This window comes from Pedobacter sp. WC2501, assembly GCF_052682415.1.
Genome location: NZ_JBQZFI010000001.1, coordinates 226,968 through 243,944, shown reverse-complemented (window position 1 = coordinate 243,944; position 16,977 = coordinate 226,968). Strand labels below are relative to the sequence as shown.

Sequence of the window (16,977 nt, the reverse complement as noted above, 5' to 3'; positions counted from 1 at the left end):
TTTTTTATATAACAGGTTACATCGGACCATAAAAAGAAAATATATACTGATGAAACGAAGCATTAATAAAGTTGCTGTTCTAGGTTCAGGTATTATGGGCTCCCGTATTGCATGCCACTTCGCCAATATTGGTGTTGAGGTTTTGCTACTGGATATTGCCCCTAAAGATTTGAGTCCTGAAGAGCAGGCAAAAGGATTAGCACTGGATAACCCAGCTGTAAAAAACCGGATTGTAAATACAGCTTTGCAAACGGCTGTAAAAACAAATCCATCGCCAGTTTATACCAAAAAAGCATTAAATAAAATCAAGACTGGGAATTTCGATGATGATATGTCGAAAATTGCCGGTTACGATTGGGTAATTGAAGTCGTTGTCGAAAATCTTGATATCAAGAAAAAAGTTTTCGAACAGGTAGAGCAATTCCGTAAGCCAGGTACTTTAATTACTTCAAATACTTCTGGTATTCCTATTCATTTAATGGCTGAGGGAAGAAGTGAAGATTTTAAATCGCATTTCTGTGGAACTCACTTTTTCAATCCGCCCCGCTATTTAAAATTATTGGAGGTTATTCCTACGCCGCATACGCAGCCGGAAATTGTTGATTTCCTGATGCATTATGGTGACAAGTTTTTAGGTAAAACAACTGTTTTGTGTAAGGATACACCAGCCTTTATTGCAAACCGTGTGGGTGTTTATTCCATTATGGCATTGTTGCATTTGGTTGAAAAACTGGATATGACAGTAGAAGAGGTTGATAAATTTACCGGACCAGCGTTGGGTAGACCAAAATCGGCTACTTTCCGTACGTCTGACGTGGTAGGTTTAGATACCATGATCAAAGTGGCTAAAGGGCTTTTTGATAACTGTCCGGATGATAAAGCACACGATTTGTTTAAACTTCCTGCATATGTGCAAAAAATGGAAGAGAACAAATGGCTTGGCGATAAAACTAAACAAGGTTTCTATAAAAAAACTAAATCTGCTGACGGTAAAACCGAAATCCTGGCGTTAGATTTAAAAACCCTTGAATATAAGCCTCAGCAAAAAGTAAAATCGGCGACTTTAGAAATGACCAAGCCGGTGGAGAACCTTCGTGATCGTATGAAGATTTTTGCCAAAGGAAAAGATAAGGCAGGCGAATTGTTCCGCCATTCTTCATTTGGTTTATTTGAATATGTATCAGACAGAATCCCTGAAATTTCTGATGAATTGTATCGTATTGACGATGCCATGCGAGCAGGTTTCGGTTGGGAACTTGGCTCTTCGAACTTTGGGATGCCGTTGGCATAAAAGAAGCCATCGAAGGAATGGAGCAATACGGCAATAAAGCTGCGGCTTGGGTACACGAAATGCTTGATGCCGGAAATACTTCATTCTATAAAGTAGAAAATGGCGTTAAAAAATATTACGATATTCCTTCTAAAACCTATAAAGCATTACCGGGTACAGATGAGTTTATCATTTTAGATAACCTACGCGAAAATAAAACTCTTTGGAAAAATTCAGGCGTTTCCATTATCGATCTGGGCGATGGCATTCTGAATGTAGAATTCCACACTAAAATGAATACCATTGGCGGTGATGTAATTTCAGGTATCAACAAAGCCATTGATATGGCCGAGAAAGATTACCGTGGTCTGGTTATCGGGAATGATGGGGCAAATTTCTCTGCTGGTGCAAACGTGGGAATGATTTTTATGATGGCGGTGGAGCAGGAGTGGGATGAATTGAACATGGCGATCCGCATGTTCCAGAATACCTCAATGCGTATCCGTTATTCTTCTATTCCGGTTGTGGTAGCACCACATAATTTAACCTTAGGCGGTGGTTGCGAGTTTAGCTTACATGCCGATCACGTGCAGCTATCGGCCGAAACTTATATGGGTTTGGTTGAATTTGGTGTGGGTGTTATCCCTGGTGGCGGCGGAACAAAAGAATTTGCTTTGCGTGCTTCTGATGAATTTAAAGACGATCAGATTGTGCAGAATGCTTTGAAAGACCGCTTCCTAACCATTGGTATGGCTAAAGTTTCCACTTCAGGTTACGAAGCCTACGAACTGGGTTATCTGCAGAAAGATAAATTCTCAATCTCAATGAACCGGAACCGTTTACTGGCTGATGCAAAAGCAAAAGCAATAGAACTGGCTGATGCAGGTTATACGAAACCCGTACAACGCAACGATATTAAAGTATTAGGAAAGCAAGGTTTAGGAATTGTTTACGCCGGTGCAAACAGCATGTACGCCGGACATTTCATTTCTGAGCACGATAAAAAAATATCCGAAAAATTAGGTTATGTCATGTGCGGTGGTGATTTATCATCCCCAACAGAAGTAACCGAGCAATATTTATTGGATCTGGAAAGAGAAGCATTTCTATCACTTGCGGGTGAAAGAAAGAGTTTGGAAAGGATTCAAAGTATTATTACAAAAGGGAAGCCGTTGAGGAATTAGTGAGGTAAATGTTGAGATATCAGTATCAAGATAAGAGTATCAAGATGCGATTGTCGAAAAAAATTACTCATAGTAAATAACAAATAAAATAATAATGCTAGAATTAAGTCTCGATACTTGATTCTAACTACTAGATACTAAACAATGGAAGCATATATTATAGCCGGATATCGTACAGCAGTGGGCAAAGCACCCCGTGGCGTATTCCGTTTTACAAGAGCTGATGATTTAGCCGCAGAGGTAATCAGGGCTTTAGTGGCATCAGTTCCGAATTTAGATAACGAACAGATTGATGATGTAATAGTAGGTAACGCTACACCAGAGGCAGAGCAAGGCTTAAATATTGGACGTATGATCTCCCTAATGGGTTTAGATACCGATAAAGTTCCTGGTGTTACAGTGAACCGCTATTGTGCATCGGGTTTAGATACCATTGCCACTGCAGTTGCTAAAATAAAAGCAGGAATGGCCGATTGTATCATTGCAGGTGGCGTTGAGGTAATGAGTGGAATGCCTTTCGGTGGCTGGAAACTGGTGCCGAATGCAGAGGTTGCAAAAAACAATCCAGATTGGTATTGGGGTATGGGCTTAACCGCCGAAGCAGTAGCCAAAGAATATAATGTGAGCCGTGAAGATCAGGATGCTTTTTCATTAAAATCTCATGAGAAAGCTATTCATGCGATTAAAAACGGTCATTTAAAAGATGGTGTTCTGCCAATTACGGTAAATGAAAATTACCTGGATGCCAACCTGAAAAAGAAAACCCGTTCTTACGTGGTTGATACCGATGAAGGTCCGCGTGCTGATACTACTTTAGAAAAGTTGGCGAAACTGAAACCTGTATTCGATGCTGTTGGAAGTGTAACCGCAGGTAATTCATCGCAAACATCTGATGGTGCAGCCTTTGTGCTGGTGGTTTCTGAAAAGAAAATGAAGGAATTGAATGCCGAGCCTATTGCCAGGTTGGTAAGTTATGGTGTCGCAGGTGTTCCGCCACGCATCATGGGTATTGGACCAATTGAGGCGATTCCAAAGGCATTAAAACAAGCTGGTTTGAAAAAAGAAGATATCGATTTAATCGAACTGAATGAAGCTTTTGCCTCACAATCATTAGCCGTAATCAGAGCACTGGATTTAAATCCTGAGGTAATTAATGTAAATGGTGGCGCAATTGCATTGGGGCATCCACTAGGTTGTACCGGCGCGAAACTTACTGTGCAGATTATGAATGAATTAAAAAGACAAAACAAAAAATATGGAATGGTAACCATGTGCGTAGGAACCGGACAAGGTGCAGCGGGGATATTTGAACTTTTTTAGATAGTATCGAGATATGAGTATGTAGTATCAAGATTTAATAGCATGGTGAATAAACTAGTTAATAAGTCATCCCACATTTTACTCAGTCACTAATACTAATAAATATGCACAATTTTAAAGAGTTAAAAGTTTGGAAAAAATCAATCGACTTAGCTGTTGAAGTTTATAAAGCGACATCGCTGTTGCCGAATGAAGAAAGATTTGGATTGATTTCGCAAATGAAAAGATGTTCGGTATCAATTCCTTCGAATATAGCTGAGGGGGCTGGTAGAGGAAGTGGTGCTCAATTCAAATATTTTTTGAACATAAGCCAAGGTTCAGCTTTTGAGTTAGAGACACAATTGATTATTTCAAATCGACTTGAATTACTAGATGATGAATTATCAGCCGATTTGATTGAGAAAACTACTGAGATTCAAAAAATGGTTTATGCTTTGGATAGAAGTATCAAAGTGTAAGCAGGATGGTTTGAGTATAAAATGTCCAGATTGAATAAAAGAAATAATAGAAAAAATAATAAAGCGATATCAAGTTTTTGAACAGAGTTTTGATGCCTGATAATAGCTGCCCAATATTAAAATTTGGTGATATCTGGTGTTTAAGCTTTTCCTTGATACCAGATACTCATTACTAGATACTATTAAAATGGAAACAACTGAAAAAAAGACAATTAAAGGCGGTGAATTCTTAATTAAGGATACCACTTATCAGGAAGTATTTATCCCTGAAGAATTTGACGAAGAGCAACAGATGATTGCACAAACCTGTCGCGATTTTCTGGCGGCTGAGGTTTATCCTAATTTAGATAAAATTGACAAACAGGAAGATCCTGAGCTGATGCCAACACTTTTAACCAAAGCTGGTGAATTGGGTATTCTTGGCGTTTCAGTACCGGAAGAGTACGGCGGCTTTGGTAAAAACTTCAATACTTCTATGCTGGTTGCAGATGTGGTAGGTGCAGGCCACTCTTTTGCTGTTGCACTTTCTGCTCATACCGGTATTGGTACATTACCGATTCTATATTATGGTAACGAAGAACAGAAGGCAAAATATATCCCTAAGTTAGGTTCGGGCGAATGGAAGGCAGCTTATTGCTTAACTGAGCCAAACTCGGGTTCGGATGCGAACTCTGGTAAAACCAAGGCCAAACTGAGCGACGATGGTAAACATTATATCATTACTGGGCAGAAAATGTGGATTACCAATGGTGGTTTTGCCGATATTTTTATCGTTTTTGCGAAAATTGATGATGATAAAAACTTAACCGCATTTATTGTGGAGAAAGATTTCGGTGGCATCACGATGAATCCGGAAGAGCACAAAATGGGGATCAAAGGATCTTCAACCCGTCAGGTTTTCTTTAATGATTGCCTGGTACCTGTTGAGAATATGTTGAGTGACAGGGAAAATGGATTTAAAATCGCGGTAAATATTTTAAACATTGGCCGTATCAAATTATCTGCAGCTGCTATTGGTGCATCAAAAGCAACTTTGAACACAGCGATTAATTATTCGAATGAAAGGATCCAGTTTGGCCGCCCTATTTCTAAATACGGTGCGATCCGTTTCAAAATTGCAGAAATTGCTGCTAAACTTTATGCTGTTGATTCGGCAAACTATCGTGCCGGACAGAATATTGATGATACTTACGATCAATTGGTTGCAGGTGGAATGGAATCTGGCAAAGCAAGGCTGAAATCTGTAGAGCAATTTGCGGTAGAGTGCGCCATTTTAAAAGTATGGGGCTCTGAAGCATTAGACTACACAGTAGATGAAGGCGTGCAGATTTACGGTGGAATGGGATTTAGTGCTGATGCGCCAATGGATAGGGCTTACCGCGATGCACGTATTAACCGGATTTTCGAAGGTACAAACGAAATTAACCGTTTGTTGACCGTTGACATGATGCTGAAACGCGCGATGAAAGGCGAATTGGATTTAATGACGCCAGCCACTGCCGTAGCAGCCGAATTGATGAGCATCCCTGATTTTGGTGAAGAAGATACCACCTTATTTGCTGCAGAGAAAAAAGTACTCTCGAATTTGAAAAAAGCAACTTTAATGGTAGCTGGTGCTGCGGTTCAAAAGTTAATGATGACCTTAAGCAAAGAGCAGGAAATTTTAATGAACATTGCCGACATGGCCAGTTATGTTTATGTGTTGGAATCGGCACTATTAAGAACAGAAAAATTAGCAAGTACCCGTGGAGAGGAAGCAGTTGCAGGCCAATTGGATCTATTAAGAATTTATTTAGTAGAAGCGGTTGACGGTGTTGCCAAAGCAGGTAAAGAAGCACTTTGGGCTTTTGCCGAAGGTGATGAGCAACGGATGATGTTGGTTGGCTTGCGCCGATTTACAAAAGTAGAGCCGTTTAATGTTAAAGATGCCCGTCAAAGAGTTGCACAACAGCTTATTGAAGCAAATAAATATATTTTTTAAGGTAGGTTTAAGGTGTAGGGCTTAAGGTTTAGGGTTTGGGTGCATTACTCAAGCGCTAAACCTTTTTTTATTCTACAGTGGCCTAGAATATGCTGCCATGCAGAGGTACGAATTGACAGGACATCAGTAGAATGGTCGTCATCTCGACTGTAGCATAGCGAAATGGAGAGATCTATCAAGGCAGATTTCTCGACTGCGTTGCACTCCGCTCGAAATGACGGTAACTTGAGAGAATTTTTTACAAATAGATTGATTACTGTCGTTTATATTGATTTTTATGTAGTAAATTAAAATTCAGTATGACATAAGTTGAAAAAATAATAAGCCTTTAGCTTTATGATATTAAATCCTATTTTTGCGCATGATTAAATTTAGATTCCTCACCATACTCTTTTTATGTGTAGCTGTAGTTTCATCTTGTAAAAAAGATGAGGATCCTGAAAAACAGATTACTGATTTTATTAAACAAAATAATATCAATGCCGTTAGAGATAACTCTGGCTTATATTATCAGATCATTAAACCTGGTTCGGGTTCTTTTACTTATCCCAGCAATACTAAAATTACGATTAAATACGAAGGCCGGTTGTTAGATGGAAGTGTATTTGATAATGGTGGCGGCAAAGAGCAGACCTTTAATCTGGCAGAATTAATACAGGGCTGGAGAATAGGTATCCCTAAAATCCAAAAAGGCGGTGAAATCAGGTTAATTGTTCCACCAGGTTTAGGTTATGGAAGCGGAGCCGTAGGTTCTATTCCAGGTAATTCGGTATTAGATTTTACAATCCAGCTTTCGAACACACAGTAGGTCTATCTTAAGTGTTAACAATAGGCTTATTTGTTAAAATAGGTTAAAAATTGTAGCATCCGTATTAAAAGCTTATTTTTGCGGATGATGGTTAAATTTAAACATATTATTTTATTGATATGCCTGGCAGGATGCTTTGCAGCTTGTAAGAAAAATGTGTCTATTGATGATTCTTACGATCCTACCCCTCAGTTTAAGGCTGATACGACTGCAATAAGTGCTTTTGTAAAGACTAATAATATCCCGGCAACAAAAGATGCGAGTGGTATTTTTTATCAGATTATAGCTCCCGGAACAGGAAACGTAAGTTATCTAACCTCTACAGTAATTACTGCAGATTATGAAGGCAGATTATTAAACGGTACTATTTTCGATAGCTCCAAAGGAACTCCAATCTCTTTTAAACTTGGAAATGTTATTTTAGGATGGCAGTTTGGGATTCAAAAAATACAAAAAGGGGGTAAAATCAGATTGATCATACCGTCTTATTACGCTTATGGAACACAATCACCCTCATCTTTGATTCCGGCAAATTCAATACTTGATTTTACTATAACACTTACAGACGTACAATAATAAATGAACAAATTTACTAAACTAGGCCTATTTACACTTTTACTGGCTACTGTAGTTTTCAGCTCGTGCAAAAAGGAATATGAGCCGATAGAAAGCGTGGATGATGCAGCTATTCAGGCTTATCTTAAACAAAATAATCTTACTTTCGATAAAGATGCAAAAGGCTATTATTATAAAATCAATACGCCTGGTACTGGCGATGCATTTCAAAATCAGGATTCGGTTTTTTATTTTAACACATTTAAAACTTTATCTGGGCAGGTATTGTATCAGACTTCTAATGTAATGATATCCCGTACTTTTTTGGGATATACAGATCGTTTTACGATAAATAATATATCGTATGTTTTTACACCGATCAGAGAGGTGCTTGCCAAGCTTAAGAAAGGTGGTAATGCAACATTAATTATGCCATCTCACTTGGCTTTTGGAAAAAATGGGGTGAGTGTTTTAAATATTGGATCTAATGAGAATATTCTTGTTGAGGTCGGTATCTATTCGCAACAAAAAGTACATGAAATTAACGAATTGGAAATTAATAACTTCTTATCAGCCAATTCATTAACAGCTATAAAGGATCCATCCAGAGTGCGTTATATCGTTACTCAACAAGGAACCGGAGCGCAGGTACTTCCTTCTAGTACTTTATCTGTAAATTATACTGGCAGGCTTTTAAGTGGAACTCAATTTGACTCATCAAATGGTACAGCTACTTCTTTTGAATTAGCAAATACAATAAAAGGTTGGGCTATTTTATCGAATTTTAAAGTAGGTACAAAAATTAGGTTATTTATTCCTTCTGATCTGGCTTATGGGCAAGGTGGTTATAATGGAATCCCACCAAATGCTGTATTAGATTTTGATATCGAGATCGTAAGTGTTACGAATTAGATAAAGCCTCTTTAAAAACTTTTAAAACCCTTTCTCTTGCAAAAGTATGCTCAACTATTGGTTGGGCATACTTTTTTGTTCCAAATTCTGGTACCCACTTTTTAATATATTCAAATTTGGGATCGAATTTTTTAGTCTGCAGTTCAGGATTAAAAACCCTGAAATAAGGCGCAGCATCGTTCCCTGATCCTGCAGCCCATTGCCAGCCGCCAACATTACTCGCCATTTCATAATCCAATAGTTTTTCTGCAAAATAGGTTTCTCCCCAATGCCAGTCAATCAGCAAATGTTTGGTTAAAAAACTGCCCACAATCATGCGTACCCGATTGTGCATCCAGCCGGTTTGGTTAAGCTGGCGCATGCCCGCATCTACTATAGGATAACCAGTATTGCCATCACACCAGGCTTTAAATTCGGCTTCGCTGTTACGCCATTTAATTTTATCGTATTGTTTTTTAAACGAATCGAAAGCGGAGTAGGGGAAATGCCAAAGGATGGTCATATAAAATTCCCGCCAGGCCAATTCAGAAAGCCAGACATTTGATTTTGCTTCCAATGCATCTTTAACTGCTTTCCGAATGCTTAATGTTCCAAAACGCAAATGCAGGCCGATATGTGTAGTGCTATCAAGCGCAGGGAAATCGCGTTCTGTTGCGTAATTATCGAGTTTACTTTTATAACTGATTTTAGGAAAATCCAAATTACTCTTCTCAAAGCCCATTTCTTTTAAAGTTGGTAGAGGCAGATGTTTGATTTGTAATAAATTTTTAAGATATTTTTTAGTAGAATAGGCCTTTACATAAAAGTCATTCAGTTTCGCGTGCCATTGTTTGTAGAAGGGAGTAAAAACGGTATAAGGTGTTTTGTCGGCTTTTAAAATTTCGTTCTTTTCAAAAATTACCTGATCCTTAAATGTTTTGAAAGCTATTTTTTCGCTGGTTAAAAACTCCGCCATGTTATCATCACGTTCGCGGGCATAAGGCTCATAATCATGATTGGTGTACACCTCCTTAACGTTGTACTCCTTTAGAATTTCGGGCCATATCTTTTCAGGCTCACCATATTTTACCAGTAAATCTGACCCCTGCTGCTGAAGTTCTTTCTTTAAATCCTCGATGGTTTGGTAAATAAAAGTTACACGGGCATCATCTTTGGGCAGTTTATCCAATATATTCTTGTCAAAAATGAAAAGTGGCAAAACTGGGTAATTGCCTCTTAGTGCATGATATAAAGCGGCATTATCTGCTAAACGTAAATCTCGACGGAACCAGAGAATGGATATTGGATTCATTAAAGGAGAATTATAAGAAAACTAAAATTATTTTTACGTCATGCTAAACTTGTTTTACAAGTAGGTATAGCGTTTTCAATTGCCTTGTAGCTACTACGTGGTCAGCATCTTGTGGCGAATTTATAGTGAGAAGATCCTGAAATAAATTCAGGATGACGGCTATTTTGCATAGTTAAAACTATTTGTACAAATCTTTCAAAGCGTCCTCCAGATGTGTGAATTTAAATTTGAACCCCGCATCCAGAATTTTTTGTGCAGAAGTATTATTGCTCATTAAAACGGCTTCAACACGTTCTCCCAGTAATAATTCCAATGCTTTTTTAGGTACCTTGATCGGCCAGGCCGGACGATGAATCTGTTTGGCAATAGCTTTGGTTAATGCTTTATTGGTGACCGGAAAAGGAGCGCAGGCATTGTAGCAGCCTTCCATTTTAAGGTTTTCAATGGCTTCGATATACATTTCTACCATATCATTAATATGTAGCCAGGGCGTCCATTGTTTTCCCGTGCCCAAAGCCGCTCCTGCAAATAACTTAACAGGTTTGTCGAGTTGTGGTAAAGCACCGCCGTGATTACTTAATACAATTCCGGTCCGGAGTTTTACAATCCGGAGGCTCAATTTTTTGCCATGGTCTACTGCATCTTCCCAAAGTTTACAACATTCAGCTAAAAATCCATAACCGTTTGAACTTTCTTCTGTTAAAATTTCATCGCCGCAATCACCATAAAAACCAACTGCCGAAGCAGAAATGAAAGATTTTAGCTGATGATCAGGTTTAGATTTAATGGTTTTGAAGAGTAATTCTGTTGATTTTACACGGCTATCAATGATCTGTTTTTTGCGTTCATCGGTCCATTTTTTATCTGCAACCGGTTCCCCTGCTAAATGGATAATGGCTTTTACGCCATTTAAACAATCAGCATCAATAGTCCCTTTATAAACATCCCACACAAAATTATTCGCATCGTTATCTTTCTTTCGAGAAAGTGTATTCACCTCATAACCCTTGTTAAGCAAGTGCTTTTTCAGTTCAGTACCCACAAGTCCCGTAGCCCCGGTAATCAGAATTTTCTTAGCCATCTTTTTAAAACACTAAAGATACGAAAGGGTTTTTTTAAAGACTAAAGACTAAAGACTAAAGACTAAAGACTACAGTCCCGCAATGATTTTATTTTTAGGGGCTTTAACCGAATAGCTTAATTTGATGGTTTTGGTCTCGTTAGGCGCAATTTTTAACTGCCAGGAGAGCATTCCGTTTTCTTTGTTTATCTCTGCGCCGCTATTCTCTAACAATTCGGTTTCAATATCACTTTCTGTTGATAGCGGATATTGATCCTTAAGTGATAGGTCTATCGTTTCTTTTTTGGTGTTTCTAATCTTGATCAGATAAGTAAAAACCTGTTTTTTATTCGTACCAATAAATTTTGTGCTGCTAAAATCTTGTTGTTTCTCTTTTGTGATTATAATCTTTTTATCTTTTCCCATGCTTAAACTTAGTGTATCTAAAATGTTCGCTGGGTTGATATATGATTTTCCGGTATACGTTCCTTCAAAAATAATATTTGCATTCCCGGCCTGGAGATTTAGTTTTTCCCAGTCGGTTACATCAGCCAGTAAATAAGCATCGCTACTAAGTTTTGGAGCAGCATAATATTTGTATCTGGCAGGCACTTCGTATTCTTTAAATGCAACGGTATGGGATTTGTTATCGCTGTTCACATCATAAGGGATGTCAATATCAAATGTTACGCCCAACTGAGTCTCATTAACAGTAGTATAATCGTTCACAGTAGAAACTGCACCAGTAAGATTTTTCTTTTTGTTAGCACCATAGCTCACAACTGCAACTTCATTTAGTTCGCTTTTTTCGTCAATGGGTGATGCCATGCCCCTGATCCGTATTTGTTGTGGATTGGAAGATACAAACCAGGGGTTTAAATTGGGGGCAGTAATGTTATAATTTGGATTACCGGTAGATAAAGAAAGTTTAACTTTTTTCCAATCGAGGCCTGTACTCTGTGTAATCGCAGCCTTGTACACTATGCCTAACGGATTTGAGGTGCTCATCGCTTTTATGTCATAACTGGCCAGCCAATTTGCATTTGGCGTAACATACGAAACATGATAACTGGCATCTATATTTTCATTTGCCATTAATTGAAGAACCAATTGCCCAAGTTGCTGGTTAGGATTGTTCCTTAATTCTGAAATCTGCTGTTGCAATGCGTTTAGTTTTTGGTTTTGTTTATTCTCTATTAGTGTGAGTGCTGAGATGGCATTCCTAACTTCTGCATTTTTTGTACGGTAGTATTCAGCTAATTTAATCAGTTCGGCCACATTTGTTCCATTAGCTGTGCCACCCGATTTTCTGTTCTCGTCGAGTAAAAGCAAAGTTTGCTCTTCAATGGCTTTTGCATTTTTTGTTTTGGTTAATTCGTTGCTTACTATTTTAACGCTATCGCTCAGTTTTTTAATTTCAGGATTGGCAGCATCGGTATTCAGGAAATCTTTATTGAATTGAACGGATAAAATGGTAACTCCCGGCGAAACACTAACTTGTATCGAGTTTTCATTTACCCGCCCGGAAATATTGTTGACTACAATTTCTGATGTTCCGGCTGGGAGGTTTACTTTTCCTTTATGTAAAAGTTGAGCGCCGTTGTTGTAAACCGTTACACTTTCCAGTATGGCTTTACTTTTTATCTGTTGCTGCGCAAATACGCTTATTGGAAATAACAGGCTGATGAGTATTTGTTTCATAGTTTTTATTAAGGTGTAGGTATCAATATTTGATTGAAGGATGTGTTGATAGCCAGTTTTCCATAAATAGTTTTTTTGTTTCCTATTTGTAAAGAATTATTCAGGGGTTTGATGAAGAAGAAAAATAAGATAAATTTGTAAAGCGTTCTTACACCCTTTTCGATAAAAGATGTCCAAAAAAATTTTAGTCTGGTTTAGAAATGATCTTCGCTTGCATGATAACGAAATGCTCGTCGAGGCAATTGCTAAATCTGATTCGATTTTGCCTGTTTACATTCTCGATCGCCGTTCTTTTGGCGAAACAAAATACGGTACGTTAAAAACAGGTAACATCAGAGCACAGTTTATTTTAGAAAGTGTTTTAGGATTACGCAATGCTTTAAAACAGATTGGCGGAAACCTGCTGATTGCTGAAGGCAACCCTGAAGATATTATTCCTCAGCTTGTGCAGGAATATGAGATTACCGAAGTTTACCATCACCGTGAAGTAGCACGGGAAGAAACGCATGTTTCAACTTTAGTAGAAAATGCACTTTGGAAATTGCGGGTCAACCTTAAACATTTTATTGGTCATACCTTATATAACAAGGAAGATTTACCATTTCCGATCAAGGATATTCCTGATGCCTTTAATCAGTTTAAAAAGAAAATTGAGCGCGATTCGATTATTAAACCATGTTTTGCAGCACCTGATCGGATTAATGTAGCTGAAGTGATTGACTGGGGTACATTATCTTCTTTAGCAGACCTTGATCTTACACCTCAACAAAAGGATCAACGTTCCGATTTTGAATTTGTGGGTGGCGAGGCAGAAGGTTTGGCCCATCTTCAAAAAGTGATTGTGGCCATGCAACAGGCTGCAACTACTAAAAACTTAATTCTGGCTTCAAAATTATCAGCCTGGTTAGCCATGGGGAGTTTATCGCCACGAAAAGTATACTGGGAAATTAAAAAGATGGAAGGTGTACCTAACACTAAAGCCATGTTTAATCATATTTTACTGGGACTGCTGTGGAGGGATTATTTCCGTTTTATGTTCAAAAAATATGGCAATACATTTTTCAGTCCGGATGGTTTTGGCAGCCAAGGCTTGATTGATATTGCGAATGAGCAGGATAACTTTAGTAAATGGAAGAATGCACAAACAGGTTTTGCTGTGGTAGATGCGGTGATGACGGAACTAAATCAGACCGGTTTCATCTCGAACATTGCCAGACAAACCGCTGCCTTATATCTGATCAATAATTTAGAAGTAAGCTGGGTTTTTGGTGCAGCGTATTTTGAAGAAAAGCTGATTGATTATAATCCTGCAAGTAATTGGGGGAACTGGGCTAATATAGCTGGTGTAGGTAACGATCAGAAATCAAAAAGTGTTTTCGATCTTGATAAAAATATCAAAAACCTTGATCCAAAAGGCAATTACTCTCTAACTTGGGCATCATAGTTGTGAGGATTGAATGATTGAGTGTTGAATGATGGAATTGAAATTTTATCAGTTAATACAAGTGGTATTTTTATTATTCACTCATTCAATAATTTTCACATTCAATAATTCTCATTTTAATCGAGATTTTTGCCATTTATATAAGGTAAAATTCTAATTTTGTAATGCTTATAGTAAACAGTTAATAATGGATAAATTATCTTATCTTAACGGCGCAAACGCCGAATATATAGAGTCTTTATATCAATCCTATCAACAAGATCCTGGGTCTGTTGAATTTGGGTGGCAGAAATTTTTCGAAGGTTTTGATTTCGGAAGAGGATCGGAGGCACTTGCAGTAACGGCAGAAACGCCTGAACAATTTTTAAAAGAAGTTAATGTTTTAAACCTGATTGATGGCTATCGTAGCCGTGGGCACTTATTTACGCACACTAATCCGGTTCGCGAAAGACGTAAACATTTGCCAACATTAGATCTGGTAAATTTTGGATTATCTGATGCTGATTTAGAAACCGTTTTCAACTCTGGTATGGAGATTGGTATCGGTGCCGCAAAATTGAAAGATATTGTAGCCTTTTTAAAACAAACATACGCACACTCTATCGGTGCAGAATATAAGTTTTTACGTACGCCGGAAGTGTTGAACTGGATTCAGCAAAAAATGGAAAGTGCACGTAACACGCCTAATTTCTCAATCGATGAGAAAAAACGTATTCTCCGGAAATTAAACGAAGCGGTAAGTTTCGAAAATTTCTTAGGAACCAAATTTTTGGGTCAAAAACGTTTTTCACTAGAAGGTGCGGAAGCTTTAATTCCCGCTTTAGATTCAGTGATCGAAAAAGGTGCTGAACTGGGAATTGAAGAATTTGTGATTGGTATGGCTCACCGCGGTCGTTTGAACGTGTTGGCCAATATCATGCAAAAAACATACAAAGATATTTTTGCTGAGTTTGAAGGTAAAAGCTACAATCCGGATACCCCATTTGGTGGTGATGTAAAATACCATTTAGGTTATTCTACAGATGTTACTACTGTTTCAGGTAAAAGCGTTCACTTAAGTTTATGCCCTAACCCATCACACTTAGAAACGGTTGATGGTGTGGTAGAAGGCATGAGCCGCTCGAAAATCGATTTCAAATATGGTGGCGATAACAGCCGTTTAGCACCAATTTTGATTCACGGTGATGCATCAGTTGCCGGACAAGGTATTGTTTATGAAGTGATTCAGATGGCAGGTCTTGAAGGTTATAAAACCGGTGGAACCATTCACCTGGTAATTAATAACCAGATTGGTTTTACCACCAATTATAAAGATGCCCGTACCAGTACCTATTGTACTGACATTGCTAAAGTAACTTTATCTCCGGTTTTCCACGTAAATGGTGATGATCCTGAGGCTTTGGTTTATGCAATTAACCTGGCAATGGAATACCGTCAGAAATATAAAAACGATGTTTTTATCGACATTCTTTGTTACCGTCGTTTCGGTCACAATGAATCTGATGAACCTAAATTCACACAGCCATTATTATACAAAACAATCGAAAAACACCCTAATCCAAGGGAAATTTATATCGATCAGTTAACTAAAGAAGGTAAGTTGGAAGCTGGTTTAGCAAAAGAAATGGAAAAAGATTTTCGTGGTATTTTGCAGGAACGCTTAAACGAAGCAAAAGAATATGTTGCAGGTAGTACCGAAGTTAAATTTGGTGGTGCATGGGCAGATTTGCGTATGGCAACGCCAAAAGATTTCGAATCTTCACCTGTTACTGCTGTTAAAAAATCTACTTTGTTAGAAATTGGTAAACGCATTACTGCTTTGCCATCAAATAAAAAGTTCTTTAAAAAAATCGAAAAGTTATTTGCTGAACGTAGTAAAATGGTTAACGAGACCAATGTTTTCGATTGGGCAATGGGCGAGCAGCTGGCTTATGGTACTTTGTTATCAGAAGGTAAACGTGTTCGTTTAAGCGGTCAGGATGTAGAGCGTGGTACTTTCTCTCACCGTCATGCGGTATTAACACTTGAAGACAGCGAGGAAGAATATGTACCATTAGCCAATATTTCAGATCAACAGGCTGCATTTGATATTTACAATTCGCACTTATCAGAATATGGTGTTTTAGGTTTTGAGTATGGTTATGCCATGGCGAATCCAAATGCATTAACCATCTGGGAAGCGCAATTTGGTGATTTCTTTAATGGAGCACAAATCGTTGTGGATCAGTATATTGCAAGTGCAGAGACCAAATGGCAACGCGAAAACGGTTTGGTAATGTTATTGCCTCACGGTTACGAAGGCCAGGGACCAGAGCATTCATCAGCACGTATTGAGCGTTTTATGGAGCTTTGTGCCGATTACAACATGCAGGTAACCAATTGTACTACTCCGGCAAACTTCTTCCACGTATTACGCCGTCAGTTTAAACGCGACTTCCGTAAACCATTGGTTGTATTTACGCCAAAAAGTTTATTGCGCCACCCTGCTTGTGTTTCTAAATTAGAGGAATTTACTGAAGGTGGTTTTAAAGAGGTAATTGACGATGTAAATGTTAAAGTTGCAGAGGTAACACGTATTGTTTTCTGTAGCGGTAAAATTTACTATGAGTTATTGGAGAAACAACAGGCTGATAAATTAAAACATGTAGCCCTGGTTCGTGTAGAGCAGTTGTATCCAACTCCGGTTGATCAGATGGAAGCCATCCAGAAGAAATATAAAAATGCTAAGGAAGTTTTCTGGGTACAGGAAGAGCCAGAGAACATGGGGGCATGGCCATATTTGTTCCGCAAGTTGTACAAAACCGCATTAAAAGGTATTGATGTAATTTCGAGAAGAGAGAGCAGCAGCACGGCTACAGGTTTTGCAAAACAACATGCTAACCAACAGGCTTATATTTTGGCAAAAGCTTTAGAAGTTTCGGTTACCGAGGATGTAAAGGATATTGCTAAGAAAGCAACAAAAAAATTAGTTCAGATCGATTAGGTGCATTCTG

11 protein-coding genes and 1 pseudogene are annotated in these 16,977 nt (G+C 38.3%); 9 read left to right on the top strand and 3 right to left on the bottom strand.

Going from position 1 to position 16,977, the window contains the following annotated elements:
* Nucleotides 1-49 precede the first annotated feature (49 nt).
* The 7 genes and pseudogenes from ACUN24_RS01115 (at nucleotide 50) to ACUN24_RS01085 (ending at nucleotide 8,488) form a co-directional block, all read left to right on the top strand.
* Nucleotides 50-2,454: pseudogene (locus tag ACUN24_RS01115) on the top strand (3-hydroxyacyl-CoA dehydrogenase NAD-binding domain-containing protein).
* Nucleotides 2,455-2,598: 144 nt separating this feature from the next.
* Nucleotides 2,599-3,774: an acetyl-CoA C-acyltransferase gene (locus ACUN24_RS01110; protein WP_445560875.1), complete on the top strand. Its 1,176-nt coding sequence runs from the start codon at nucleotides 2,599-2,601 to the stop codon at nucleotides 3,772-3,774.
* A 104-nt stretch (nucleotides 3,775-3,878) separates the two neighbouring features.
* The gene (locus ACUN24_RS01105) at nucleotides 3,879-4,232 is read left to right on the top strand and encodes a four helix bundle protein (RefSeq protein ID WP_445560874.1); all 354 of its coding nucleotides are present in this window, start codon (nucleotides 3,879-3,881) and stop codon (nucleotides 4,230-4,232) included.
* Between the two features lie 187 nt (nucleotides 4,233-4,419).
* Complete coding sequence (locus tag ACUN24_RS01100; protein WP_445560873.1) at nucleotides 4,420-6,213, top strand: acyl-CoA dehydrogenase family protein; 1,794 nt, start codon at nucleotides 4,420-4,422, stop codon at nucleotides 6,211-6,213.
* Between the two features lie 361 nt (nucleotides 6,214-6,574).
* Nucleotides 6,575-7,021: an FKBP-type peptidyl-prolyl cis-trans isomerase gene (locus ACUN24_RS01095; protein WP_445560872.1), complete on the top strand. Its 447-nt coding sequence runs from the start codon at nucleotides 6,575-6,577 to the stop codon at nucleotides 7,019-7,021.
* Nucleotides 7,022-7,105: 84 nt separating this feature from the next.
* The gene (locus ACUN24_RS01090) at nucleotides 7,106-7,597 is read left to right on the top strand and encodes an FKBP-type peptidyl-prolyl cis-trans isomerase (RefSeq protein ID WP_445560871.1); all 492 of its coding nucleotides are present in this window, start codon (nucleotides 7,106-7,108) and stop codon (nucleotides 7,595-7,597) included.
* A gap of 3 nt (nucleotides 7,598-7,600) precedes the next feature.
* Complete coding sequence (locus tag ACUN24_RS01085; RefSeq protein WP_445560870.1) at nucleotides 7,601-8,488, top strand: FKBP-type peptidyl-prolyl cis-trans isomerase; 888 nt, start codon at nucleotides 7,601-7,603, stop codon at nucleotides 8,486-8,488.
* Here ACUN24_RS01085 and ACUN24_RS01080 read toward each other — a convergent pair.
* From ACUN24_RS01080 to ACUN24_RS01070, 3 genes are all read right to left on the bottom strand, one after another.
* Nucleotides 8,478-9,779, bottom strand: coding sequence for a cryptochrome/photolyase family protein (locus ACUN24_RS01080; protein ID WP_445560869.1), 1,302 nt, complete (start codon nucleotides 9,777-9,779; stop codon nucleotides 8,478-8,480). The genes ACUN24_RS01085 and ACUN24_RS01080 overlap by 11 nt on opposite strands.
* 178 nt (nucleotides 9,780-9,957) lie before the next feature.
* Nucleotides 9,958-10,860 carry a TIGR01777 family oxidoreductase gene (locus tag ACUN24_RS01075; protein ID WP_445560868.1) on the bottom strand — a complete coding sequence of 301 codons (903 nt, stop codon included), beginning with the start codon at nucleotides 10,858-10,860 and terminating at the stop codon, nucleotides 9,958-9,960.
* A gap of 69 nt (nucleotides 10,861-10,929) precedes the next feature.
* On the bottom strand, nucleotides 10,930-12,540 hold the full coding sequence (locus tag ACUN24_RS01070) for a DUF4139 domain-containing protein (RefSeq protein WP_445560867.1): 1,611 nt from the start codon (nucleotides 12,538-12,540) through the stop codon (nucleotides 10,930-10,932).
* Between the two features lie 169 nt (nucleotides 12,541-12,709).
* Between ACUN24_RS01070 and ACUN24_RS01065 the strand changes: the two genes are divergently transcribed.
* Both ACUN24_RS01065 and ACUN24_RS01060 read left to right on the top strand, forming a co-directional pair.
* On the top strand, nucleotides 12,710-13,984 hold the full coding sequence (locus ACUN24_RS01065) for a DASH family cryptochrome (RefSeq protein ID WP_445560866.1): 1,275 nt from the start codon (nucleotides 12,710-12,712) through the stop codon (nucleotides 13,982-13,984).
* 187 nt (nucleotides 13,985-14,171) lie between these two features.
* On the top strand, nucleotides 14,172-16,967 hold the full coding sequence (locus ACUN24_RS01060; RefSeq protein WP_445560865.1) for a 2-oxoglutarate dehydrogenase E1 component: 2,796 nt from the start codon (nucleotides 14,172-14,174) through the stop codon (nucleotides 16,965-16,967).
* Nucleotides 16,968-16,977: the final 10 nt, after the last annotated feature.

Bases quoted from the DNA above. Each gene is read 5' to 3' on its own strand.
- ACUN24_RS01065 (WP_445560866.1), top strand. From the start codon at position 12,710: ATGTCCAAAAAAATTTTAGTCTGGTTTAGAAATGATCTTCGCTTGCAT.
- ACUN24_RS01095 (WP_445560872.1), top strand. From the start codon at position 6,575: ATGATTAAATTTAGATTCCTCACCATACTCTTTTTATGTGTAGCTGTA.
- ACUN24_RS01070 (WP_445560867.1), bottom strand. From the start codon at position 12,540: ATGAAACAAATACTCATCAGCCTGTTATTTCCAATAAGCGTATTTGCG.
- ACUN24_RS01110 (WP_445560875.1), top strand. From the start codon at position 2,599: ATGGAAGCATATATTATAGCCGGATATCGTACAGCAGTGGGCAAAGCA.
- ACUN24_RS01100 (WP_445560873.1), top strand. From the start codon at position 4,420: ATGGAAACAACTGAAAAAAAGACAATTAAAGGCGGTGAATTCTTAATT.
- ACUN24_RS01080 (WP_445560869.1), bottom strand. From the start codon at position 9,779: ATGAATCCAATATCCATTCTCTGGTTCCGTCGAGATTTACGTTTAGCA.
- ACUN24_RS01085 (WP_445560870.1), top strand. From the start codon at position 7,601: ATGAACAAATTTACTAAACTAGGCCTATTTACACTTTTACTGGCTACT.
- ACUN24_RS01105 (WP_445560874.1), top strand. From the start codon at position 3,879: ATGCACAATTTTAAAGAGTTAAAAGTTTGGAAAAAATCAATCGACTTA.
- ACUN24_RS01060 (WP_445560865.1), top strand. From the start codon at position 14,172: ATGGATAAATTATCTTATCTTAACGGCGCAAACGCCGAATATATAGAG.
- ACUN24_RS01090 (WP_445560871.1), top strand. From the start codon at position 7,106: ATGATGGTTAAATTTAAACATATTATTTTATTGATATGCCTGGCAGGA.
- ACUN24_RS01075 (WP_445560868.1), bottom strand. From the start codon at position 10,860: ATGGCTAAGAAAATTCTGATTACCGGGGCTACGGGACTTGTGGGTACT.